Here is a 23,141-nt window from a genome sequence, read left to right as displayed (position 1 = left end):
TCCCACTTCCGCGAATCACAGTCAAGAGCCTCGTCGAGGCATTTGGACACCGTTTTGGTGAGCGCTTTCGCTTTGCCTAAAAGCTGAAGGGCACAACCATGACGCAACCAATAGCAACGACGCCCTTTGGGCGGCGGCCGATGACGCTTGGCATGATTTCAAGCCAGATGGCCGCGAAGAACGGGAAGCCGGAGACGGCCATCGTTCACAAGTGGCACGTCTTCCAGCACATCAAGGAGGCGCGCCAAGTTCTCGGCGCCACCGATCGTGCGCTCGCGATCCTGCACGCGCTCTTGTCGTTCCATCCCGAGACTGCGCTGGAAGCAGAAAGTGAGTTGATTGTCTGGCCGTCCAACGAGCAGTTGATGGCGCGTGCCAACGGGATGCCGCCGACGACCTTGCGCCGGCATCTGGCGGTCCTTGTCGATTGCGGCCTGATCATCCGCAGGGACAGCCCGAACGGGAAGCGCTTTGCCCGGAAAGGGCGAGGTGGGGAGATCGAGCAGGCCTACGGCTTCGACCTGGCGCCGATCGTGGCGAGGGCTGAGGAATACAAATCCCTCGCCGGGGCGGTGTACGCCGAGAAGAAGGCCTTCCGGGTCGCCAAAGAGCGGCTCACCATCCTGCGCCGGGATATCGTGAAGATGATCGAAGCGGGGATCGATGAGGGCGTCCCGGCGGACTGGAGGCGGTTTCAGCAGGCCTACCAGGAGATCGTAGGGCGGATTCCAAGAACCGCGCCGCGGCAGGTCCTGGAAGGCCTTGGCAGTGATTTGGAGAAGCTCTGGCAAGAGACCCGAGAGCTGCTGGAAACTTTCACAAAAACACAGAATCCGGCCGCCAATGAGTCCCATTTCGGACGCCACATACAGAATTCAAATCCAGAACCCTTATCTGAATCTGAAGAAGGCCCGCCGAAGAAGAATGAAGCGGGCGGCAACGTCGCGGCTACCGACAACCTGCGGAGCTTGCCGAAACGCGAGTTGCCTCTGGGAATCGTGCTGGACGCCTGCCCGAACATGCGCTGGCTGGTGAAAGGCGGTGAAATCCGGCACTGGCGGGATTTGATTGCGGCCGCGGAACTTGCTCGGCCGATGCTGGGCATCAGTCCGAGCGCGTGGCGGGAGGCGCAGGAGGCGCTGGGTGATCAGCAGGCCGCGATCACGCTGGCTGCGATCCACCAGAAATCGGATCAGATCAGCAGTGCCGGGGGCTATCTGCGCAGCCTGACCGATCGGGCCAGGGACGGGAAATTCTCAGTTTGGCCGATGATCATGGCGTTGTTGCGTGCCAAACTCGACGCATCGAGCCCGTCGGCGGTGCAGGGCGGGGGTGGGCCTGGTAGGGATGAGTCGCAAAAGCCGGCTCATGGCGGCGGGTTGCAACCGAGCGAACAATTGCGGGCGCTTCTTGCCAAGCGGCCGAAGTGACGGAGATGCAACATGATCCAACCCTGGCTCTCCGCCCTAAGCGCGAAGGCGCGATACCTTGCCCGCCGCCTCGCACGCCTGGAAAATCGTCCAAGCGAAGACATTCTCGAGCGCGCTCCGGAAGTCTACGCGGAGCGTATGATCAGCCGAGAATCGCCAGCGGTCTTTTACGGCCGCCTCAAAACATACGGCGATTCGGATGTTGATCTCGATGCCGTCATCCGCGAACAATGGCGGCGCCATACGGGGCTAAATCTCTGACGCTTTCGAATACGCCTGGACGTCTTGGCCGGAGAAACGACGGGTGGCCGCTCCGCTTGCGGGCGCGGCCTTCGAAGATCAGAGACCTGCCGCCTTGGTCAGATTGACCCGGAAGCGGTCGCGCCGTCGCTGGTAGCGTCGGGTTTGCTCTGCGCTGGCGTGTCCGAGCTGCTTTTGGACATAGCGCTCGTCGACCTCGGCCGAGGAGGCGAGGCCCGCACGCAACGAATGCCCAGCGAATTTCTCCTCCCGCTCGCCTTCGGGGAGATCGCCGCGGACGCCGGCGGCGAGTGCCGCGCGCTTGACCAGGCGCGCGACCTGCTGATCGGTCAGGCGATCCGGCCCGACGTCCTTGCCTTGACCGCGGACCCGGCGGAACAGCGGCCCGTGGCCGATCCGGGCCAGCTTCAGCCAGGTCTGCAAGGCCACGACCGGGCAGGTGGCGTCGGACGAGCCGCGTCCGATCTCAACCTCGCGCCAGCCGGTTTTGCCGCGCAGGGTGACGATCATTCCCTTGTCGAGGATCTCGACCCAGCCGCCGCCGTCCTCGGTGTCGTCGCGATGAACGTCGAGGCCAACGATTTCCGAGCGCCTGAGGCCGCCGGCGAAGCCCAGCAACAGCATGGCGCGGTCGCGCAGCCCCCGCAGGGTGCCGCGATCGAGCGTCTCCAGCATGGCGATGACGTCTTCGGGTAAGACGGCTTCCTTCTGCCGGGGAGGTGCGGCGTGGGTGTTGCGGATGCCGGCAAGCACGGTCGCGATGTGGCGGTCGCTACGGTCGACCGGCGAGCCGCGCTGGGTATAGTTCCAGGTCAGCGCCGAGAGCCGCCGCTCGATCGTGGCAACCGAATTTGGCTGGCGATCGGCGGTCGCCGTGCCCAAGGCGCAGGCGGTGATGTAGAGCCCCACTGTCTGCGGGGAGGACGGAAAAACCTCGAGGCCCTGGCGCCGGCACCAGCCGGAGAAGTGCTTCCAATCGGATGCGTAAGCCCGTCGCGTGTTGGCTGAACTCGCGGCGTCGGCATAGCCGCGGGCGCGATCGGCGAGCTGCTCGAGGTGGGCGGGTAGAGCAGGGGAGGGGGCTTCGCCCGGCTGTCGCACGGCCTCCGAAGCGACGAGAAGGCTGTCGCGGCCGGGAGAGCGATTGTTCATCGTCAGGCAGCCTTGATGTCGGTCTGCGAAAAGTCGTTGCCCTTGAACAGGAGAGGTTCACCACTGAGGGCGGCCAGGGCATAGGAAAAGCAGTCGCCGAAATTCAGTCCGGCCGGGTGGCGGCCTTTTCCGTACCGACGCCAGGCGCGGCGGGCCTGGTCGGCATGGTCCGCGGTCACGGGAACGATCTCGATGTCCGCCTTATGCAGCCAGAGATCAAGTTCTGCTCCTCCCGCCTCACCCAAACGAGCCTCAATGACCATTGCAGCCTCAACAGCAGTTGCCGCCGAAATCAGACGGACCGGATCTTCAGCGACCTGCTCGCGAAAGCGTGGAGCGTCCGGCTCATTAAAGAAGATCGCGACAATCGCGGACGTATCGAGCACCATCAGTTTGGTATGCCATTTTCGTCGTAGCCGATGATGTCGTCCGGGCTGCGGTGATCGAGAATCGGAAGCGCATTCAGTCGACGCTGCATCGCCTCCATATCCTCCAGAAGGGCGGCCTTACGCGCCTGCGATGCCGTTCGCTTCAGCCGCTCCTCGATCGCGCGGCGGGTCGCAACAGTGATGGTCTCACCAGTACGCTCGGCCAGCGCGCGGGCGAGCTTTTCCGTCTCGGGATCCTTGATGCTTAGCGCCATTGCTGAGTTCCTTGGTTCCTATTTTTCCATATTCTACCTACAGAGCGCCAGCCGCGCAATGCTGGCGCTTGGTTCTTGAGCCCCTGACCAGGTTCTGGGCAGCTCCGGCGGGGCCAGCCTGCGACCGAGGGGAGGGAGGGATGCGTCGGTAGAATCTGTGCTGCTCAGACCGACGCCTCCCAAGGATTGATCACCGTGGCGCCCGTATCCTCAAAATCCCCCACATTGCGGGTGACCAGGATGAGGTCGTGGACGATCGCGGTGGCGGCGATCAGCCCATCGATGTCGCCGCGCGGCCGGATCGCGGCGATGCGACCCCACTCGACGGAGATCTGATCGGTCACCGCCAGGATGCGGTCGGCGTGGTCGTGGCGCAGCTTGCGCAACCATTCGGCCAGATGGGCGGCCGCCTTCGGGTCCGATTTCTGCTTGAGCGCAATGCCGCGCATGATCTCGCCGAGGGTGAGGGTGCTCAGGTGAACGCTGGCCGGCTCGACCGAGCGCAGCCAGCCGGTGGCCTGCGCCGAGCCGCGCCGGGCCTCGGAAACGACATTGGTGTCGACGAGATACATCAGAAGGCTGCGTCGCGGCTGGGGATCTTGGCGCGCTGCGTCACGCCCTCGGCCAGGTCGTCATCCCAACCGGGTCCGGCCAGCAGGTCGTCGACCAGGGTCGGCCGGCTGGAGCGGAGCGCATCGTAATCGGCGGCCGACAGCACCACGGCGGCCCGCATCCCCCGCAGGGTCACGACCTGGGGGCCTTCGAGGCGGGCCTTCTGCACCACCTTGGAAAACTGGTTTTTGGCGTCCTGTAGCGGCCATTCCATGGTTGCACGCTCCTAGCTAGACAGTCTAGCTATCTTCTAAGGGCCGTTGTCGTTGAGGTCAAGGCTGGGCGCCGGCGTTTCGGGCGCGGAAAGATCGACGCCGGAAAGCGGGTTTTCGGGCGGCACGGAGGCTTCCGGAGCGAGATTTTCGAAGGTCCGGGCGGCGATTTCGGGCATTTCCTATATTAAGAACAGAACGACCGATAAGGCAACATTATCGGTCGTTATTATGCAACGACAGGTTCGGCGGTTTGAGGCGATTATAGTGGCACAAAGCGCCGCGCTGGCATACCCTTTCGCATGCCCGCGCGTTGCCGAATCGTCCCCGAACCTCCGCCGACCTTCGCCCCGGCGCCGGCCTGGCTGCGTCGCCGCGCACCGCCCGACATCGTCACGGAAGCGGTGTTTTATGCCGGCGCGGCGCTCGCAGCGCTGCATCCGATCGCACGCGACGAGCACCCGCTCGGCAGTCTGTGGCGCCAACGTCTCGCGCTCACCTGTGCCGCTACTCTCGCGCGCCAGGGCGGGCGGACGGAAGAGGAAGCTGCGCTGCGCGACCACTGGTACTTGCGCCGCGAGGACGACGATCCGGGTCCCGGCGGGCGTATTCTCGCCGCCTGGCGCAAGCTCTGCGAACGCGCCTCCAGTGATGTGGAGCAGTGGAATTTTGCCCTGGCGCCCGCACTCGGCCATCCCCTCAACTCGCTGCCGGACCAGATCGTCGGACTTGCCAGCCGACATACGAGGCAGCAGCACGTTATGCCGGTTCTGGCCGCCGCTGAGATCATCGCCGCGAGCAGACGTATGTTGCCGAACGAGGAGGCTGTGCCGCTGTGGCTGGCGGATGCGGTCCTCGCCCACCAGCTGCGCTGGCCGGCGCCGGTGCCGCTGCTCGCGGCCCATCTGTCGCGCGGCGCGCTGCGCAAAGCACCACAGCACCTCGAGGGCGAGACCGTCTTCATGAGCGCACTCTGTGCGGCCTACACGACGGCCGCCGTGGCCGCGATCGACCTCTACAACGATCTCGCACGGCGGGCGACACGCCTGCTGGCGGTCGCGCCGAAGCTGCGCGGCAGGGATGCCGACATGATGGTGGGGATCCTGATGGTGGAAGACGCCCAGTCCACCGGCGCCGGCAAGATGGCGAGCGACCGCAGCACCCGACGGCTGTTCGAACGGCTGGTGTCGCTCGGGGCGGTGCGCGAGCTCACCGGCCGGCCGACCTTTCGATTGTACGGGCTCTGAGATGGGGCGGCGCGCGCGACCGAAAGAGAATCTCGACACCGAGCTGGCCGACCTGCCGCCGGAGCTGCGCTGGCGCGAGTGGATGGGCCGGGTCGAAGCGGTAATTTTTGCCTCACCCGAGCCGGTGCCGCGCGAGGTGCTTGCCAAGGTGGTCGGGCGCGACTGCAACCTCGATCTGCTCATCGACGCGATTCGCGACGAGCTGCGCGGCCGGCCTTACGACCTGGTGTCGGTTGCTGGCGGCTTTCAACATCGCACCAGAACGGGTTTTGCCGATGCGATCCGCGCCGCCACCGGGCTCGGCGCCACCGCGCCAAAACCGCTGTCGCAGTCCGAGGCGCTCGTCCTGATGTGCATCGCCTATTTCCAGCCGATCACCCGCGGCGAGCTCGGCCGGGCGTTCGGCAGGGAGATCAGTCGGGATGTGATCGGTCACCTTCGCGCGCTCGGCTTCATCGCGGCCGGGCCGCGCAGCCCAACCCCTGGCGCGCCGTATACCAACGTGACCACGAAAACCTTCCTGTCGCACTTCGGCTTCGAATCCTTGCGCGATCTGCCTGACATCGACCTGCTCGAGGACGCCGGGCTGCTCAGCAAAGACATACTGTTGGCGGACGGCTTTCCCGCCGGCTTGGAAACCGACGCGACCGCCGTCGATGGTGATGATGAGCCTTTCGAGCGCGACGAACCGCTGGCCGGCTGACGGCCAATCAGACGGCCCCCGTTTGACGCTCGAGGGAGAAGCTCCCGCTCTACCGGGCCCGATGTGTACATGCAGCTGGAGGGTCGAGGACCACGACGATGGCGAAGAAATTGCAGATAGGGCAGAGACAGGCTAGCCGAATTTGTCAGATGTCGGCGACCGATCGGCTCGCCTTCATCGCCGAGGGGCTGCCGATCATCCATGCCAGCGCGAAAGGGTTTTGGTCGGCGTCACTTGAACTGAACGCGATGCCGCGGGAAGCCGAAGTGCTCGAGGGTTTCGCCAAGGAGGAGGCGGCGAAAATTCTCATCCTCTTGGATGTGGTGCGCTGCCCTGAGAAACGCGTAGCCGGCAAGCTCAGCATGCTGATCGGGCGCTTCTACGGTCACCTGGAGCGGTTGATATACGCCCAGCTTGCCGAGTGGTGGAGCGAGGACATCGCGCGCTTGCGGAAAGCGGTCGAGCCCTTGCGAACCACCCACGATCTCGAGGGGAGTATGGGCGAGCTCATTGTGCCGAATTCGACGCTCTATCGGCGGGAGAGCAAGCTCTATGCGGACGTTGAAGCTTATGAGGACGGCACGCCGCTCTGGAATGCACCCGCCGGCCATCAAAACCCCTTTGGACGGAGGATGCCCGCGGTCGTGGCGGTGATCGAGACGATGGCTGCATGCGGCATGTTCACGCTCACAGGGCTGCAGGCGAGCTCCCAAGTCTGGGGGGAACTGGAATTCAAGGAGCGCGAGACGCTGTGGGATGCCGAGCGACTGACGCGCGAACTCCTCGAGCGCCTGATTGCCGAGGGCCTGCCGCAGGAATCGGCGACGCAAGACCATGTCGACACGCTGTACCGGCATTGGCCGCTGCCGATGTACAACGTTGATCTCAGCCCTGTCCCCGTGACGCTCGATGCGCTCAAGGCCGAGCAGGATCGTCTTTATTGGGCCGAGGTGGGCGACCCTTAACGAACGCCGGCCGGGGCTCTGGCCCGCACCTTTACTGTCTGCGAGGCCCGAGGGGAAGAGCCCGAACGAGGCCTTGCACATGTCAGAAAAAGATATATTATTTTCTGACACATGAAAACCCCCGTCGCATCAGTTCCGGACCGGATCATGAAGCGCGCCCACGCCGGCGGGCGCGGCGGCGTCTTCACGCCCAGCGATTTCCTGGACGTGGCCGGCCGCGCGGCCGTTGACCAGGCGCTGTCCCGGCTGGTCAGGGGTGGCAAGTTGCGACGTCTGGCGCGCGGCCTCTACGACTTCCCCAAGCTTCATCCGAAGCTCGGCCCGCTCTCGCCGGCGCCCGATGACGTCGCGCAGGCGCTCGCCCGGGAGACCGGCTCGCAGGTGCAGATCGCCGGTGCCCGCGCCGCGAACGCGCTCGGCCTGTCCACCCAGGTTCCGGCCAAGAACAACTACCTGACCGATGGTCCCTCCCGCCGTGTCGTGCTTGGCAAGCGGGTCGTTGATCTGCGTCACGCCTCGCCAAAACACCTGATCGCTCCGGGCAGCTTCGCCGGCACCGTCGTTCAGGCTCTGCGGCATCTCGGCCCCGTACGGGCGACCGATGTCGTACGCGTCGCCGGGCGCCGGCTGTCGGCGAGCGACAAGAAGACGCTCGCGAAGGGCGCCGTCCGGGCGCCGGCATGGATGCGACCGACACTCGTCTCCATCGCCACCATCTCCGGTGGGGCCGATGGATAAGGTCGCCCGTCTCGACGGCGCCGAGCGCGCGGCTCTGTTCGGTGAGACGGGCGCGGCGCGTGGCGTCGCCAACACCATCATCGAGAAGGACTTCTGGGTCTGCTGGACCTTGAAACGCCTCTTCGAGCTGCAGAAAGAAGACGCGCCCACCCTGGTCTTCAAGGGTGGGACCTCCTTGTCCAAGGCCTTCGGCGCGATCCGCCGCTTTTCCGAAGACATCGACCTGTCGTTCGACCGCGCCGATCTTGGCTACACCGGCGACCGCGATCCGGGAAGGGATGGGATCAGCAAAAAGCAGGCGGGCAAGCTGATCGAGGATCTGGTCGGTGACGTCGAAAAGCACATTGCCGAGAAGCTGCTGCCCGCCTTGCGCGCGGCGATCGCCAAGCAGCTCGGCGAGCCGACAAACGGCGAATGGTCCTTGGAGATCGATCCGAGCGATCCGCAGAGCGTGAACTTCCACTACCCGACCGCGCTGCTCAAGGAGGCGTATGAAGGCATGGCCTACATCACGCCGAGGGTGAAGCTGGAATTCGGCGCGCGCGGCGATCCGTGGCCGACCGAAGAGAAGAACATCCGCCCGTATGCAGCGAATGAGTTTCCCGACTTCTTCGAGGAAGCGGATTGCACCGTGACTGTGCTGTTGGTGCGGCGCACCTTCTGGGAAAAGGCCACGGCGCTGCACGCCGAGGCGCACCGTCCGAAGGACGCCCCGACGCCGCAATATTTCTCCCGACACTATTACGACATCGCGATGCTGCTCGACACTGAAGACGGAAACGCGGCCGCCGCCGACTTCGCGCTGCTCGAGCAGGTCGCCAACCACAAGGCGGTGTTTTTCCGCTCCGCCTGGGCGAGCTACGACACCGCGCGGCCAGGCACGTTGCAGCTTGTGCCGTTGGAGACGCGGCTTAAGGATCTGCGCGCTGATTATCGCGATATGGCGCCGATGATGTTCGATGAGAAACCGCTATCGTTCGACGAGATCATGGCTCGCATCCAGAAACTACAGGACACCATCAACGCTTCGCCGGCTTCGCAGTAATCACGTCCGGCTGCGGTGTTTCCGCGGGAGCTGCGCATCTTGGCCGAAGCCTGCAGTAAACCTGCGTCGTGCCGCACAAAAGATCCGCTAAGAGCCGAAGTAAAGCGGGAATATGAGGTGGTTCGCCTTCACGACCATAGGAGGCTGCTCGGTGTTCTCCTTGAGAACGGGTATTCGCCGAACAGTGCCGTGATCCGCCGAGCCACACTTGACCAGACACCGGCAAATTCGCAAACCAGGCACAAGGGACATCTGGAGCTCTTCTCATGACGCTCGACAGCGATATTCGCGTGCAGGCGTTCACGACCTTACTTACAGGCGGCCTCGGCTTTGCGATATACCTCGTACCGACAATTATGCCAGGAGCCTCCGAGGCAACCCTCTACATGGCGTCTGGCGTGGTCATTTTGGTCAGCGTCGCCGGGCTATCCTCTTGGACCAAAGGTCAGGAACAGTCGCGAAACTCCGACACGTTTAGATTAAGGTAAGTTATCGCAGTTTGACTTCGGATGAGTATTAGGAGGGCCGGAAGCGGGACGAATGTCTGCAAGGCGGACACGCACCTCAAGGAATGCGGAGTCGATTTTCAGGCCAGTACAGGTCGCTTCTCCTCGAAGCCAAGGGTTACCCTATCGCGATCAGCGCCGCGCCGGAGAAGGTAGCCCACCGACGAATCAGGCACTGAAGGTGGGCTGGGCCCCCGCTTCTTCGTTTCCGCCGCTGATATGAAAGTGGCGCCAGTTGTGATCAAAGAATATTTTTAGGAGTGGAGATGGAACATAATATTGCAGACATGACCCTCGATGAGGTCGTATCTCACCTCATCGCGGGAGAGATTCTGCACGTTGCTAGCGGAGAGACATTTTCCCTGCCGTTGAGTGATAGCCGCGCTGTTCTCGCGTTCTACAATCAAGACCGTCGAGCGTACTGGAATCCGGATAAAGACACTGCAATTCAGGATGGGGAGGTGGATCGCGTCCTCGCCGCGCTTGACAATGTACCTAAAGCCTTGCCCGCACCGGCTAAGGCGCCGCCGGAATTGCAGAAATGGCAACTCACCAAGATCGAGGCGCATCGATTCCGGGGGCTGCATCGTCATTGCGCCGAGGGAGGTTCAGACCCCAAGCCGTTCGAGCTTGAGCTCGCGGCACCGGCCACACTGTTTCGGGGGTTCAATGGGGCGGGCAAGACCTCGCTGGTCAGCGCCGTTTGCTGGTGCCTGACCGGGTATGGATACCGGTCGCAGGGGCTGCCGGCACCGTTGCATGAGTGCATTTCGGTGCAAGTCGCCAGCACCGAGGCGGAAAAGAGCGGATTTGACATCCCAGTGATTGTGCCAATTCCCACCGAGCAGGAGCTGGTAGCGGTCGATGGCGTGCCGAAGGTCGACACATGGGTTCGGCTGTCGTTTCGATCGTTGATCGATGGGAGGGAGGTCGTGGTTGAGCGCCACCTCCAGCGGGAGGGTAAGAAGGGATTCAAGACCGGCGTGATCGGTCTAGAAAAATTGGGGCTATCCGAGCTGGCGCTTCAGGTCGGCATCCTGATGCCCGGCATCGCCGCCGCGACCCGCTTCGATGACAAGACCACGCTGTCCCAGGCCGTGTCGACATTGACCGGCCTGCGGCCGTTGGCGCATTTTGGCGCGCGGAGCGGGCGTCTCCACGATCGGCTGACCGAGAAGTATCCGAAGCTGGCCAAGCAAGAGAAGGAAGCTTGCGAAACGACGGCGGGCGCCCAGAAGCAAACCCTCGACGACCTTCTGAAGAGCGGGAAGGATCTGCCGAACCTCGATTGCGTCGTCGTTCCCGCCAACGGCGATCGCGATGGATGGGTGGCTGGCCTCACGGACGCCGAGAAGCGCCTCAAGGCGGTCGAGGACCAGGCGGCCGAGGAAGCGACGTTGATTCTGGGCGCCCTGCCGCCCCTGACGTCGGATATCGAGATTAAGCGGTTCAGAGACGCGCTGACGGCCGCTCAAAACTGTTTCAGCGGCGCCGCTTTGAGGGGACTGCCGTCCATGCAACTCGCCGCGAACCTCGGCGAGCTGCATGAGACGGACTTGGAATCTGCCGAAAAGGTCCTCGAAGGCATCGAGGCCGAGGCCAAGAGCCTGGTCAATCGCCTGTCGGATGCCAGTCGTTCGGATCGGCTGCGCCTCTATGGCCTAGTTGCCAGATGGCATGAGGCTGCTCATCCGGGGCAGCCTTTCTCGACATGTCCGGTTTGCGATCGCGATCTCACGCAACCCGGGGCGATTCCTCGGGACGCGTTGCTGGATCAGGCCGTGGCCGACGCGCTAGGGGAGGCCCGCAAAGCGGATTCAGCACTGTTGAAGACCGGCGCCGAATGGGAGCGCGACGCCATGCGTGGGCTGCGCGGACAGTTGCCGGCGAGTTTGCAGCCCTTTGCATCTGACGATGTGCCGGATGACCTTGCGACGGTCTATAAGGCAGCGTTGTCCAAGGAGGTCTTCGAGCAACCGGATTTTCCGCCGGTCCTTCGCAAGATGGCACCCGGCGTCGCCGAACTGTGCCGCATGGCATGGGCGAACGCACCCGTCCGCGCGCCGTTGCCGAGCACGGCCATCCCGCAACAGATTCCCGACGCCGAAGGCCTGCGAGGCGCGATCCAGAAGGTGCGGCGTGCGATTCGTCTCGCCAGATATCGCGCCGCGAACACGGAATTCGCGAGGTCCGCCGTGGCCAGCGTATTGCGCTCTGCGGCGGAAACCGATGTCCCAGCCAATCAGCGCGCGGTTGCCGGGCAACTGAGCGTTCTTAACACCTACCTCGAGGCGGCGACGGCATTCGCCGGTGTGCGTCGCCAATAGGGCCAGTTCAAGCTGACCTGCGAGAAGTGGAAGGCCGCGTGTGAGCGGATCGAAAAGCTTGATCGTGCGGCGAACGCAGTTGAGCCGTTCACGCGGTTTCCAGCCCTTGTTCACGATCAGGTCGCCGGTCTGATCCTAGCTCTCGACTCGCAGGCAACGGCCTGGTCGCAGCGCATGTACAAGGCGCAGTTCCTGCAAGCACCTGCCTACGCGGGGTTGGACCCGGCCAAGAGCGACGGCTTTACGTTCCTGGCGGCACAAGGCAAGCATCTGGTCGAGGCGCATCATGTCATGAACGCTTCGGCTTTGCGGGCTTACTTGTCGGCGTTTGTCCTTGCGCTATGGCAGCAGGTCTGGACGAGATCCGGAGGGATTTCGACGATCCTGATGGATGATCCGCAGGATCTGCTCGATCCGGGCAACGTCGCCAATCTGGCAGCGACGGTTCCGCATCTGATCGCGGCGGACATGAGCCCGCTGATCGTCAGCAACGACTTTGGCTTCATCCCCACCATCGAGGCGTTCGTCTCCGCGCACAATACCACCATGCCCGGCCGGCGCACCGAAGTGTGGGAGTTTTCGGCGATCTCGACGTCGAAATGCACCGTCAGTCTGGCGCCAGTCGCCGATGAAGCAAGGTTGCGCGGCGAACACTGGCAAAAGACCGATCCGAATGATGTCACGCTCGCGCGGGCATTCGTTCATCCCGTCCGCGTACGCATCGAGATTAAGCTTTGGGATCTGCTGGCGTCCGATCCCGCGGTCCTGAAAGACCCGACGCTGAATGATCTCCTCGGCAAGATCGCCAACGCGCGAAACAGAGGAGAGCGGCCGTTCAACGAAGAGCCGTTCCGCAAGCTGATCGAGCTGCCTGCCCTGAAGGCCGGTGCGCCATTCCGGGACGCGATCAACAAGGCACACCACGGCAAGGCCGATCGGCTCACGCCCGTCGATGCGGATATCGTCCGCCAAGATTATGAGGATGTCTTCGCCGCGATCGACGCCTGTTGGCTCGCCTATGCCAGGTTCATGGGCCGATTGCCGTCGGAACAAGCCCTGGCGGAGGCCACGAAGGCTCCGGCCGAACCGAACGTCGTTCCCTTGCAGGCCAAGCCGATATCGGTCCTCGGGCGGCTTGCCGCCCATGAGGTCGGCGCTCCCCTCACCAGCATCGAAGATGCAAAGGACCAATTCGAGCTTGGGTCGCTAGGCGACATCTCGCTCTTCACGCTGCGCGCGCCGACCTTGGGATTGGCGGCCTTTCCCGGACAGACCCTGATCGTCTCGCTGACCGCCGAGGTTCGCAACGGAGACCTCGCTATCGTGCAAACGCCGGGGAAAACCTACGCACGCCGCATCGGCATCGATAAGGCCGATTTGTCGCGGATTGTCTTGGAGAGCGTGCCATCGGCGAGTTCGCGCGTACCGCCGACGCACTTCGTTCAGCGCAGCAGCGCCACGTTGAGCAAGATCGTCGGTGTCTTGTTTGACGAGACGGTGCCGGCCAAATCTCATGACGAGGCGATTCCCGCAACCGGTTCGGCTATCCTCTCCCAGGTGGTCGCGGCGGCGGTCGTCGCTGGCGATAGCGCCTTTCCGGTGGCGCCGGACAAGGGCCATGTGCTGCTTGGACGAGCGCCCGACCTATCCCAGTTGGCGGGGCGGATCCTGGCCGTCGTGGCACGGCCGGACGTTCATTCGTCGGACCACTTCGCCTACCTGAAGCGTCTCGGCAAACAGATGCCCGGCAATGCTTCCGTCTACTACCTGGAAAATGTGGGCCAAGCTGGAGAGGGGGAATATGTGCAATTTCCCGGTGCGGGCGGCGCGATCCCCGGCATCTCGGTCGTCGATGATGTGTGGAAGGTACATGGCACGATCTTCTAAACATCCGGTCTTCGTGTGACGATCAGTCAGAATGTCCTCAGCCTGTGGTCCTTGATGGGTTCCTCATGAGCGCACTGCTCGTTCGTTGGGCGGACGCAGGCTGGGACGAGCCGGAGGAAGAATGATCCGCATCTTGCACACGGCCGACTGGCACGTCGGTCAAACATTGCGTGGATTCTCTCGAGAGCATGAGCACCGCAAGGTCTTTGAGCGCCTCGAAGAGATCGTCGTCGAGCGGAATGTCGACGCGCTCGTAGTCGCCGGCGATGTGTTCGACAGTCAGAATCCGTCAGGAGAGGCGCAGCAACTCCTTTACAACGCGCTCGTGCGGCTGAGCCGCGCGCAACCACGAATGACCGTAGTGATCGTTGCCGGCAATCATGACGCCGCCGGAAGGTTGGAAGCGCCTCGGCCTTTGCTAGAAGCCTTTAATATTCGCGTCGTTGGAAATGTGCGGCGGCGCGATAGGCGGATCGAGGCGGCGCAACACCTCGTGCCGATTTTCGACGCCAGCGGTGCAATGGCCGCACACGTCCTGGCGGTCTCCTACCCAACTGCCGCCTGCCTTCCGAATTTGACGCGGCTGGATGGCGACTCTGGCTCACCCGTCATCGCCGGAGTACGCAGTCTTTACGCGGAATTGCTCGGCACGTTACGGCGGCAGATGGATGGTTTGCCGTTTGTCCTTACGGGACATCTCCACGTCGCGGGTGGCATCGAGTCGGAGGGCGCCGAGCGCCGGATCTTGGTCGGCGGTCAACATGCCGTGCCGCATGATGTGTTCCCGACAGAAGCAAGCTACGTCGCGCTTGGTCATCTGCATAAAGCCCAGGCCATAGGTCGCGATAGCGTTCGCTATTCGGGATCATTAATCCCCTTGTCGGCAACGGAGCAGCCTTACGCTCATGGAGTGACGCTTGTGAGCGTCGACGGTGCGCAGGTCACGTCAGAGCATATCCCAATCGATCGGCCGGTTCCTTTCCTGCGGCTGCCAGAGTCCGGTGATATGCGTTTGACTGAACTTGGCGATCACCTGACGGCATTGGATCTCCAGCCAGATCTGCCGATCAACGAGCGGCCGTTCGTCCAGATCAGACTTGCTCGTAACGGGCTGCCTTCTGGATTCAGAGAGGAGATCGACCGCATCACCGAGAACTTTCCTGTACGCGTTGTCGATACTCGTGTCGCCACGATACCCGGTACGCTGAACGAGACGGTCCTGACGGATCCTCTGATTCGGTTGGCGGAACGAGATCCAGAGGACATGTTTAAACTCGCGTTCGAGCGTGAGTTTGGCGCGGCACCGGGTGTTGCCCATCTGGATGTCTTCCACCGTGCACGGGCGGAGGCTTGACCCATGCGCATCCTGGCGATCCGCGGGGAAAATCTGGCCAGTCTTGCGGCACCTTTCGAAATCGATCTTGCAGCAGAACCGCTCGCGGGTTCCGGCCTCTTCGCCATCACGGGCGAGACTGGCGCCGGAAAGTCGACCATTCTCGATGCACTGTGCCTCGCGCTCTACGGCGAATACCCCCGCGTCTCTGTCGGCCGGCGCGAGAATGCTCCCGACCCTAGTGGAGAGCCGATCTCGATTCATGACGGCCGCGCGATCCTGCGCCGAGGTGCCGGCGGCGGGTATGCCGAGGTAGATTTCGTCGGGCAGGACGGTGAGCGATACCGTGCCCGCTGGGAAGCCAACCGCGCGCGCGGGCGGGCAAATGGCCGGCTTCAGAATGAGCAGCGCGCGCTGTATCGCCTTGACGACGGCAGCGCCGTGGCGACGGGCAAGACTCAGGTTCGCGAGGCGGTAGAAGCGAGGACCGAGCTTACGTTCGATCAGTTCCGACGAACGGTACTCCTCGCTCAGGGCGAATTCGATGCCTTCCTACTCGCCGCTGAGAGCGAGCGCGCAGAATTGCTTGAGAAAATCACAGGCACCGAAATCTACGCGGCGATCTCGATCCGCGTCCGTGAGGGCACGGAGGCTCGACGAAGGGCCGTCGAGCAGCTGGAGCAGCGTCGTGGTGACATTGGCCTTCTCGATGATGCTGCCAAGCAAGGATTGCTGGACGAGCAAAGTCGGCTTGCGTCGGCTATTGCCCAGAAAGCCGCGGAGCGTGATCAACACGACGGACGGCTCGATCATTTCAAGCGCGTCGTTGCCGCCAGAAGCGATCTTGCTCAAGCAGTGGATCGAGCCGGAACGGCACGTTCAGCGCGTGAGACGGCCGCCAATGAATATCAGTCGCTTGCCGAATTTGATCTCGTCGAGCCGCTTCGCCCGCTTTCGGTTGAAATGGACAATGCGCGGCGAACGGCGACGGAGGCTGAATCACGCCTCGACGATTTGCTCATCGCCCGCGAAGAAGCGCGAACGCGCGACGACGCCGCGGCAGGTCAACTCTCCGATGCTGCAACGGCCGACGAGGCCGCAGAAGACCTCTTCAAGCGCTTTGGTCCCCTCTGGAGCGAAGCCGAGAAGCTCGACGCCGAACTGGCCGCGGCCAGGATCGAGTTTACTGATGCGGCAGCGAAGTCCCAGCAGGCGGAAACGACGCTGCGATCCAACGTAGACGCGCTGGCAGCGCTTGATCAGGCTATTGGCCAATGCACAGATTCGCTGGGCATAACAATGGTCCAATTGAGGGAGCAATCAGCCCGCGCTATCCTTGCTGATCGCCTCGGTGACGCGACGGTTCTGCTGGAGAAGCGTGCCTCTCTCAAACAGAGTCGCAGCATGTTCCGGGCGAATGAATCTGCGGCAATAATCGCACGTTTGGAAGGTGAGATAGGCGAGCTGTCGGAGATGCTCGCGGCAGATCGTGAGCGGAAAGAGGGCCTCAGTCGCGACATTGCTCAGTGTCGCAATAGCCTTGCCGCAATCGACGAGCCGACGCTCCATCAACGTGACACAGATCTCCAGGGAGCGCTTGAGGCTCTGCGCCAGGCGAGCACCATCTGTGAACAGCATAATCGTGCGTCTGGAGATCTAGCGCGCGGGGAATCGGAGCTCGCCATTGCGGCGCAGGAGGTGAGCGCAGCAGGCAGCCAAATCGCTAACGCCGAATCCGAGCAGCTCCGCAGTCGGACCGCGCGCGTCGAAATCGTGCCGCTCGCGGAACTGGCCGACGAGGCTGTCTCCTCTGAAGCCATCCATCTGCGCAGCCTGCTAACCCCGAATGTTGCGTGCCCGGTATGCGGCAGCACAGGCCATCCCCATCTCGCGCACCCCAGCGCGTTGAACGAGATGGTTGCAACCGTTCGTCGTCGTCGCGAAGAGCTGGATACGGCGCTGGCTGCAATAGGCCAGCGTCTTAGCACCGCGACACGCGCACTTGCCGCTACGGAAGGGCGCCGGGCAGAGGCGAACCGCGTGATTGATATCGCGCGCGGCCAGGTTTCGCCAGCCGAGAGCGCTTATATCGAACTAAGGCCAATGGTGAGCGACCTCTGCTCCAAGGCGAGAATGGAGGGGAGTGTGCCTCGCGCGCTCGACAGTCAAGCCGCGTGCGAATTGGCGGCGCTCACCTCGGCCGCGAAGACGGAACGGATCACGATTGCTGCTCCACTCGCAGACGCCCAGCGCCTTCGGGCCGAGAGCGACAGTTTGCAGAGAGAGCATGACGCACTCGTTCGGTCCATCGAGTCGACAATTCGAAGCGTCGACCAACGACGTTCTGAACTTCATGCTGGACAACTGAAAGCCACGGAATCCGCAATCCGGGAAGCGGCGCTCGCAGAGAACCTCGCTACCATCGATCGCGAGATATCGCCATTCCTCGTTGCAGCCGATCTAACCATCGAGCTGCTTGACGCCGACCCGGTGGGCTGCGCCGACAGACTTTCAGCGGTTGCGCAAGAGTACGGGGCACTGCGTGAGCGGGCTGGCGAGCTCGAAATTACGCTACAACGGTTGGCGCCGGACCGCGCGGCGGCGGCCGTCTCGCTTGAGCACGCACGGTCGCAAATGACGCAGAGCGCGGCCCAACTCAATCAACGTCGACGGTTCGCGCAAGAGAAGGCGACCGCCCGAGCTGAACTTCTTGGCGGTGAGGCGACTGCCAGTCACCGGACCCGGATCAACGAAGCTGGTCGAACGGCCCGCGAAACCCTCGCCAAGGCGCGCGAGGCGAAATCCAATGCTGCCGGCGCGTTCCAGTCGGCCAGCGCTCGCTGTGAGGAGGCTGCCGCGGGATTGGAGGCCGCGAAGAATCGCCGCGCGTCAACCGAAGGGGCCTTCAATACGGCCTGTCAGGATATCGCCCGGTCGCCGGGTCAGGTGTTCACGCTGATTGCCACCGACCCAGCTGTGTGCAGAGCGCTACGGAGACGAATTCAAGAGATCGACCGAACCGTAAACGATGCGGACGCCGCCGTCCTGATGCGTCGGGAAGACCTCGAGAGATCGCTGGAAGGGTTCGATGAGACAACTGACGCGGAGGCATCGACTGCCGCCGTTGCAACCCTTACAACGGAAATCGGCGATCTGCATCAACGAACCGGCACACTTTGCGCATCGCTCGCGCGCGACGATGACGCGCGTCGCATAGCTGCAAGCCTATCTGCGGAGATAGAGACGGCCCAGGCGGAACTTGCCATTTGGCAGGCGGTCGATGACGCCATCGGCTCAGCCAATGGCGATCGCTTTCGTCGCTTCGTACAGGGCATCACACTCGATCACATGGTGCAACTCGCGAATGATCATCTCAATGCACTGAGCCCCCGTTACAGGCTCGCGCGGGGAAAGGTGTCAGATCTCGCACTATATATCATCGACTGCGACATGGACGATGAGATTCGCGGGACGCGGAGTCTTTCCGGCGGCGAGCGATTTCTAGTCTCGTTGGCGCTTGCGTTAGCACTATCAGGCCTCGAAGGCCGATCGTCCTTTGTCGATACGCTGTTCATCGACGAAGGCTTCGGATCGCTGGACGCCGACACGCTCGAGTTGGCAGTGGATGCATTGGAAACCTTGCAGGGGCGAGGACGAAAAGTTGGCGTCATCACTCATGTCGCCGCCATGATCGAGCGGATCGCCGTGCAGGTTCGCGTTGAAAAGTGCGGCGCGGGGCGCTCTGAGATTCGGGTTTCTACCGGAATGGGAACGGTGTGGCTTGCTGTCGAGGCCGTGCAATAGACGGCGGCGCGGTCACGAGTGGCGGCATCGCGGAAGCACTGATCACAGTGCGCTATCCGACTGCCATGATAAGCAGGATGCCGACCGTGGATCTCAATTCGTCAATCACCATAGCCTCGTTGTGCAATATTGGCAGCCGTCGCACTGATTCGGGCTATTCTTGCCATCGCTCGACGGGCGGGCTGAGATTATGCGATCGGGGCTATCCGGCACATGCGGCGGATAAGTGGGGTACGTCGTGAAGCTGAGTTTAAGAGAGATTCATCCAGGATGCATCGCGGTCCAGTGTGAGGCCGATCCCGGCATTTATCAATCGCTCAAGCCAGATCAGCCGGACCCGAACCCGTTGCCTATCAAAGAGGTCATTTGGTTCGATGCCACCAAGTCAACAATTATCATTCGACCTATTATCACGTACCCGTCCGAGCGATACTTTGAAGCAAAGTGAAGTGGACCCCGGAAATAGGACCAGATCTTAAGGTGTGAAGCGTCCTGCTCTGTCTCAACCGACGGAGTACGGATATGACCAACTCTCGCAAGAAGTTCGATGCCGCATTCAAGGCCAAGATTGCTCTGGAGGCACTGCGCGAGGTTGCGACGGTACCGGAGCTGGCAAAGCGGCACGGCGTTCACCCGAATCAGATCTATGGCTGGAAGAAGCAGGTCCTCGACAATTTGGCGAGCCTGTTCGCGCGTGGCGCGAGTGCTTCGGGCGATGGCGTGGAGGAGCATGAGCGCGAGACGGCGAAGCTCTATACCAAGATTGGTCAGTTGACGGTTGAAAGGGATTTCTTGGCCAAGAGGCCCGGGCGATGAGTCTCCCCGAGCGCAGGGCGATGGTCGGGCGGCCTGGCGAGAATTTGTCGGTTCGCCGGCAATGTGAGCTGCTGAATCTGGCGCGTTCTGGTGTCTACCGGCCCGTGCCAGTGACCAGCATCGACGACCTGACCTTGATGCGGCGGATCGACGAACTGCATCTGAAATGGCCGTTCTACGGCTCGCGGCGAATGGTGTTCGAACTCAATCAGGCCGGCCGCGGCATCAACCGCAAGCGCGTGCAAAGGCTGATGCGCGTGATGGGATCGAGGCGCTGGTCCCGCGCCCCGGCACCAGCAAGGCCGCTCCCGGCCACAAGATCTATCCCTATCTGCTGCGTGGCGTCAGCATCACCGAGCCCAATCATGTCTGGGCCAGCGACATTACCTACATTCCGATGGCGCAGGGATTCTTGTATCTGGTCGCGATTATTGACTGGGCTACCCGGGCAGTGTTGGCGTGGCGCCTGTCGAACACGATGGATACAGGCTTTTGCATCGCGGCGCTCGACGAAGCGCTGGCGCGGCACGGACGGCCTAAAATATTCAACACCGATCAGGGCGCGCAGTTTACCAGCTTGGCCTTCACCGGCCGGCTCGAGGCTGCAGGCATCGCGATTTCGATGGACGGACGCGGGCGTTTCATGGACAACATCTTTATCGAACGGCTGTGGCGCTCGATCAAGTACGAGGAAGTGCACCTGAAAGCCTATGCCGACGGGCGCGAAGCGCGAGACGGCATCGGATCATGGATGAACTTTTATAATCATCGCCGTCCACACCAGGCGATGAACAACCAGTTTCCCATGGCGGCATGGCGTGCCGGCACGGACAGGACCGAGGTGGCGACGACTGTGGATATGCCGCTTCGCTTGGACAACGCAAACGCGTTGCCCACATACCCACAGCAGACGCAAACGCCGCAGCAGGAAGCTGCTTGATTTGAACGACAAGGCAGGCGCGATCACACCTTAACTTCGGCGCTCCATGGTCCCACGGACGGGGTCCACTTCAAAGTACGGACAGATCGAAGAGATCGTTTTGGAGGGTTTTGGCGTTGAGCCGCCCGGAGATGAACAGGCCATACACGACGCGCTCTTCCAGCTTCCCATGGGCTTCATCAAGAATATCGAAGCCGGCCTTGGATTTCCAAAGGAATATACTTCAATCGTCGACTGCGTCGAGGAACTCGACGACGTCACAAGCCTGATCATCACCAAACGAGGCTCGACTCGCCTGGACGGCGCGTGTTTTCATCTCGCCTAGCGCGAATTCGAAAAATTGCGCCTGTCGCTGGCGCGTACTACACGAGGGACTGTTACCGCTTCACAGAGATTATGACTCTTTGGAAGTGGCGGGGTAGGCGCCAGCCATTTTGGCGCGAGCCTTGTCTGTTGTGAACAAACATTTGATGCGGAAGCGGGCGGCATTTCGTTGTCGTTCCCAGGCGGTGATTTCGCGGCGCAGTCGCTTGGGGTCGTCGATCCTGCGATCCAGGCACTGGCGCCGCAGGACGCCGATTTCGATCTCGACCATGTTGAGCCAGCTTGCGTGTTTTGGGGTGTAGTGGAACTCGAGGCGTCGCAAAATCCACCTGGCTTCGGCGGGTGATATCGGCAATCTCGATGGCGGGTCGGTGCGGGCGGACGTCGGGGCGGGTCATAAGCCGCATCCCGGACGCGTTGTCATGCCGGTGGCGTCACCTCCAGCGACAGGCGGTCGAGCGTGCTCTGCGTCGCCCAGATCGGTTGGGTGGCGACCTGCGTGTAGCGCGCCGTCGACGACAGGTTATTGTGCCCGAGCAGAGCCTGGATGATCCGGATGCCGGTTCCGTTCTCCAGAAGATGTGTCGCGAAGCTATGGCGCAGCGTGTGCAACGTGACGCGCTTGGTCAGGCCCGCAGCAATAGGCGAGCATGCACAGAAAGACATGGGCCCGCACGTGCTGTGCCGTCCAGTGGCGGATCGGCCGTATTTCGAGATCAATGGTTTTTATGGACCGGAAGCGGCGTTCGACTCGCGACAGGTCTTTGTAGGCCTGAACCGCCTCTGCAGCGTCGAGATGCCCAGCGGGCATGCTGGTGCGGATGACGTAGATGCCGTCGAGGCGCGCCTCTTCCTCGATCCGCCCGATCCGTCGCTGCCATGAGAGATCGCCATCGGCCACTTCGACATCGAAGTGCTTGGCCATCTTCTTGCGGTCCAAAACCGCACCGACCGCCATGCCGATCTGGGCGGCACCACGCAACGGAGAGTGTTTGCGCTGGACCTGCGCCTGAACGCGAGCAAGTTCGTGCTCGGTCGCGGCCAGCAGATCCTCGCGCTTGCGGGCTCGTTCGGCCGCCAGATCGCGATTGCGACAGACGATCAGCCGCTCGCCCGGGAACAGGTCAGGGGCGCTCATCTCGGCGAGATCGCGATCATCAAACAGCGACAGCTGCAGCGGCCCGTTCTCCGCCGCCAACGCCTGGATCGCCGGCGCACGTAGGCAGGTGATCCAATCAACGCCTGCTGGCTTGAGATCATCGCGGATGCGCGCCGCGGTGATCATTCCCCGATCGCCAACCAACACCATGCGGCTGATTCCGAAGCGGTCCTTGATCTTTTCGACTTGAGAGCTCAGCGTCTTCGGGTCGGCCGTATTGCCGTCAAAGACTTCAACCGCAATCGGCAGCCCCTCGCGCGTACAGAGCAGCGCGTAGACAATCTGCGGCCGATCGCGCCGGTGATCGCGGCTGTGCTCGCAGCTCGGCAATCTGGTCTTTGGGCCGGAAACTGGCACGCAGCAGACCGTAAGAATGAAGCCGCTGTAGCCACTGCGCATCGCTGACGTCGGTCTTGCGTCCGGGCACGTGCTTGGCATCGCGGGCATTGACGAGGAATACAATAAAGCCACGGGCATCGAGGAGCTCGAAGATCGGAATCCAATAAACGCTGGTCGATTCCATGACGACCGTCTCGACGCCGCACTCTGCGAACCAATCCACCAACTGATGTAGGTCGGTCGTGAAGGTACCGAAGCTGCGCACTGGTTCGGACGTTCGATCAGCCCTTACGGCGGCCATGTGCATGGTCGCCCCGACGTCGATGGCCGCCGCGTTCGGGTAGACCATCGGCATCTTGTGGTAGATCTTGGGTTTCGATCTCTTCTGCTTCATCTCGAATCCTCCTGTTGACGACGGCAGAAGGGCTGGGCTGCGCTATTGGTCAGATTCCTAAACGGGATCGCCGGATGGCGTCACCACTCTCAAGTGCGCAACAACCCATGGACCAGGTTTTTTAACGGGGTCACTTGCCACCAAAATCGTATCGGCCGCTCCCTTCCGGTCCGCAATCTAGCATTACAGTTGCCTTTTTGTTTTGACGTGCGCGCGCTGAGCGGCCGCCTGATGAGCTCTACGCCAGAATGACCATGCGATGATGTGTGCGGGTTGAATACGGTTTCGAGCGAGTCTGATGGCA

Annotated in this window: 19 protein-coding genes and 5 pseudogenes; 14 read left to right on the top strand and 10 right to left on the bottom strand. The window is 62.4% G+C overall.

Annotated features, from left to right (window positions below; all coding sequences use genetic code 11):
- Nucleotides 1–98: 98 nt before the first annotated feature.
- Both repC and C7G61_RS38765 read left to right on the top strand, forming a co-directional pair.
- Complete coding sequence (gene repC, locus C7G61_RS38770; protein ID WP_108522897.1) at nt 99–1,430, top strand: plasmid replication protein RepC; 1,332 nt, start codon at nt 99–101, stop codon at nt 1,428–1,430.
- Nucleotides 1,431–1,442: 12 nt separating this feature from the next.
- A complete protein-coding gene (locus tag C7G61_RS38765) occupies nt 1,443–1,691 on the top strand; it encodes a plasmid stabilization protein (protein WP_108522896.1) in 249 nt (82 codons plus the stop codon).
- Nucleotides 1,692–1,769: 78 nt separating this feature from the next.
- Here C7G61_RS38765 and C7G61_RS38760 read toward each other — a convergent pair whose 3' ends face one another.
- The 6 genes from C7G61_RS38760 to C7G61_RS45190 form a co-directional block, all read right to left on the bottom strand.
- Nucleotides 1,770–2,843, bottom strand: coding sequence for a site-specific integrase (locus C7G61_RS38760; RefSeq protein ID WP_108522895.1), 1,074 nt, complete (start codon nt 2,841–2,843; stop codon nt 1,770–1,772).
- 2 nt (nt 2,844–2,845) lie between these two features.
- Complete coding sequence (locus C7G61_RS38755; RefSeq protein ID WP_108522894.1) at nt 2,846–3,232, bottom strand: type II toxin-antitoxin system VapC family toxin; 387 nt, start codon at nt 3,230–3,232, stop codon at nt 2,846–2,848.
- Nucleotides 3,232–3,486 (bottom strand): type II toxin-antitoxin system VapB family antitoxin, encoded by a 255-nt coding sequence (locus C7G61_RS38750; RefSeq protein WP_108522893.1) that lies wholly within the window; start codon nt 3,484–3,486, stop codon nt 3,232–3,234. Before C7G61_RS38750 ends, C7G61_RS38755 begins: the two co-directional genes overlap by 1 nt.
- A gap of 164 nt (nt 3,487–3,650) precedes the next feature.
- Entirely contained in the window at nt 3,651–4,058 is a 408-nt protein-coding gene (locus tag C7G61_RS38745) for a type II toxin-antitoxin system VapC family toxin (RefSeq protein ID WP_108522892.1), read from the bottom strand.
- Nucleotides 4,058–4,312, bottom strand: coding sequence for a type II toxin-antitoxin system Phd/YefM family antitoxin (locus C7G61_RS38740; RefSeq protein ID WP_108522891.1), 255 nt, complete (start codon nt 4,310–4,312; stop codon nt 4,058–4,060). The genes C7G61_RS38745 and C7G61_RS38740 overlap by 1 nt, the downstream gene beginning before the upstream one ends.
- Before the next feature lie 36 nt (nt 4,313–4,348).
- Nucleotides 4,349–4,489: a hypothetical protein gene (locus C7G61_RS45190; protein ID WP_190242183.1), complete on the bottom strand. Its 141-nt coding sequence runs from the start codon at nt 4,487–4,489 to the stop codon at nt 4,349–4,351.
- Nucleotides 4,490–4,612: 123 nt separating this feature from the next.
- Here C7G61_RS45190 and C7G61_RS38735 point away from each other — a divergent pair, with 123 nt between their 5' ends.
- The 12 genes and pseudogenes from C7G61_RS38735 (at nt 4,613) to C7G61_RS45685 (ending at nt 20,946) form a co-directional block, all read left to right on the top strand.
- Nucleotides 4,613–5,557 (top strand): DUF1403 family protein, encoded by a 945-nt coding sequence (locus tag C7G61_RS38735; protein ID WP_108522890.1) that lies wholly within the window; start codon nt 4,613–4,615, stop codon nt 5,555–5,557.
- A 1-nt stretch (nt 5,558) separates the two neighbouring features.
- Entirely contained in the window at nt 5,559–6,260 is a 702-nt protein-coding gene (gene scpB, locus C7G61_RS38730) for an SMC-Scp complex subunit ScpB (protein ID WP_108522889.1), read from the top strand.
- Between the two features lie 98 nt (nt 6,261–6,358).
- Nucleotides 6,359–7,225 carry a hypothetical protein gene (locus C7G61_RS38725; RefSeq protein ID WP_244608682.1) on the top strand — a complete coding sequence of 289 codons (867 nt, stop codon included), beginning with the start codon at nt 6,359–6,361 and terminating at the stop codon, nt 7,223–7,225.
- A 147-nt stretch (nt 7,226–7,372) separates the two neighbouring features.
- Complete coding sequence (locus tag C7G61_RS38720; RefSeq protein WP_108522888.1) at nt 7,373–7,963, top strand: DUF6088 family protein; 591 nt, start codon at nt 7,373–7,375, stop codon at nt 7,961–7,963.
- Nucleotides 7,956–9,008 carry a nucleotidyl transferase AbiEii/AbiGii toxin family protein gene (locus tag C7G61_RS38715; protein WP_108522904.1) on the top strand — a complete coding sequence of 351 codons (1,053 nt, stop codon included), beginning with the start codon at nt 7,956–7,958 and terminating at the stop codon, nt 9,006–9,008. The genes C7G61_RS38720 and C7G61_RS38715 overlap by 8 nt, the downstream gene beginning before the upstream one ends.
- A gap of 266 nt (nt 9,009–9,274) precedes the next feature.
- The gene (locus C7G61_RS38710) at nt 9,275–9,496 is read left to right on the top strand and encodes a hypothetical protein (protein ID WP_108522887.1); all 222 of its coding nucleotides are present in this window, start codon (nt 9,275–9,277) and stop codon (nt 9,494–9,496) included.
- Between the two features lie 284 nt (nt 9,497–9,780).
- The gene (locus tag C7G61_RS46505; RefSeq protein WP_244608681.1) at nt 9,781–11,841 is read left to right on the top strand and encodes an ATP-binding protein; all 2,061 of its coding nucleotides are present in this window, start codon (nt 9,781–9,783) and stop codon (nt 11,839–11,841) included.
- Between the two features lie 174 nt (nt 11,842–12,015).
- On the top strand, nt 12,016–13,728 hold the full coding sequence (locus C7G61_RS46500) for a S24 family peptidase (protein WP_244608680.1): 1,713 nt from the start codon (nt 12,016–12,018) through the stop codon (nt 13,726–13,728).
- 121 nt (nt 13,729–13,849) lie between these two features.
- Nucleotides 13,850–15,082 carry an exonuclease SbcCD subunit D gene (locus C7G61_RS38700; protein WP_108522886.1) on the top strand — a complete coding sequence of 411 codons (1,233 nt, stop codon included), beginning with the start codon at nt 13,850–13,852 and terminating at the stop codon, nt 15,080–15,082.
- 3 nt (nt 15,083–15,085) lie between these two features.
- Entirely contained in the window at nt 15,086–18,865 is a 3,780-nt protein-coding gene (locus C7G61_RS38695) for an AAA family ATPase (RefSeq protein ID WP_108522885.1), read from the top strand.
- Between the two features lie 522 nt (nt 18,866–19,387).
- Nucleotides 19,388–20,621 (top strand): annotated as a pseudogene (locus C7G61_RS38690) (IS3 family transposase).
- A gap of 169 nt (nt 20,622–20,790) precedes the next feature.
- Entirely contained in the window at nt 20,791–20,946 is a 156-nt protein-coding gene (locus tag C7G61_RS45685; RefSeq protein ID WP_210205919.1) for a hypothetical protein, read from the top strand.
- A gap of 69 nt (nt 20,947–21,015) precedes the next feature.
- Here C7G61_RS45685 and C7G61_RS38680 read toward each other — a convergent pair.
- From C7G61_RS38680 to C7G61_RS45180, 4 pseudogenes are all read right to left on the bottom strand, one after another.
- Nucleotides 21,016–21,282, bottom strand: a pseudogene (locus C7G61_RS38680) (transposase); the annotation flags it as partial.
- Nucleotides 21,283–21,365: 83 nt separating this feature from the next.
- Nucleotides 21,366–21,587, bottom strand: a pseudogene (locus tag C7G61_RS38675) (tyrosine-type recombinase/integrase); the annotation flags it as partial.
- Nucleotides 21,586–22,419: pseudogene (locus C7G61_RS38670) on the bottom strand (IS1634 family transposase); the annotation flags it as partial. The pseudogenes C7G61_RS38670 and C7G61_RS38675, both read right to left, overlap by 2 nt.
- A pseudogene (locus C7G61_RS45180) lies at nt 22,397–22,837 on the bottom strand (IS110 family transposase); the annotation flags it as partial. The pseudogenes C7G61_RS38670 and C7G61_RS45180, both read right to left, overlap by 23 nt.
- Nucleotides 22,838–23,141: the final 304 nt, after the last annotated feature.

Source organism: Bradyrhizobium algeriense, assembly GCF_003062295.1.
GTDB classification, from domain to species: domain Bacteria; phylum Pseudomonadota; class Alphaproteobacteria; order Rhizobiales; family Xanthobacteraceae; genus Bradyrhizobium; species Bradyrhizobium algeriense.
This window is presented reverse-complemented; position numbering and strand designations above follow the sequence as displayed.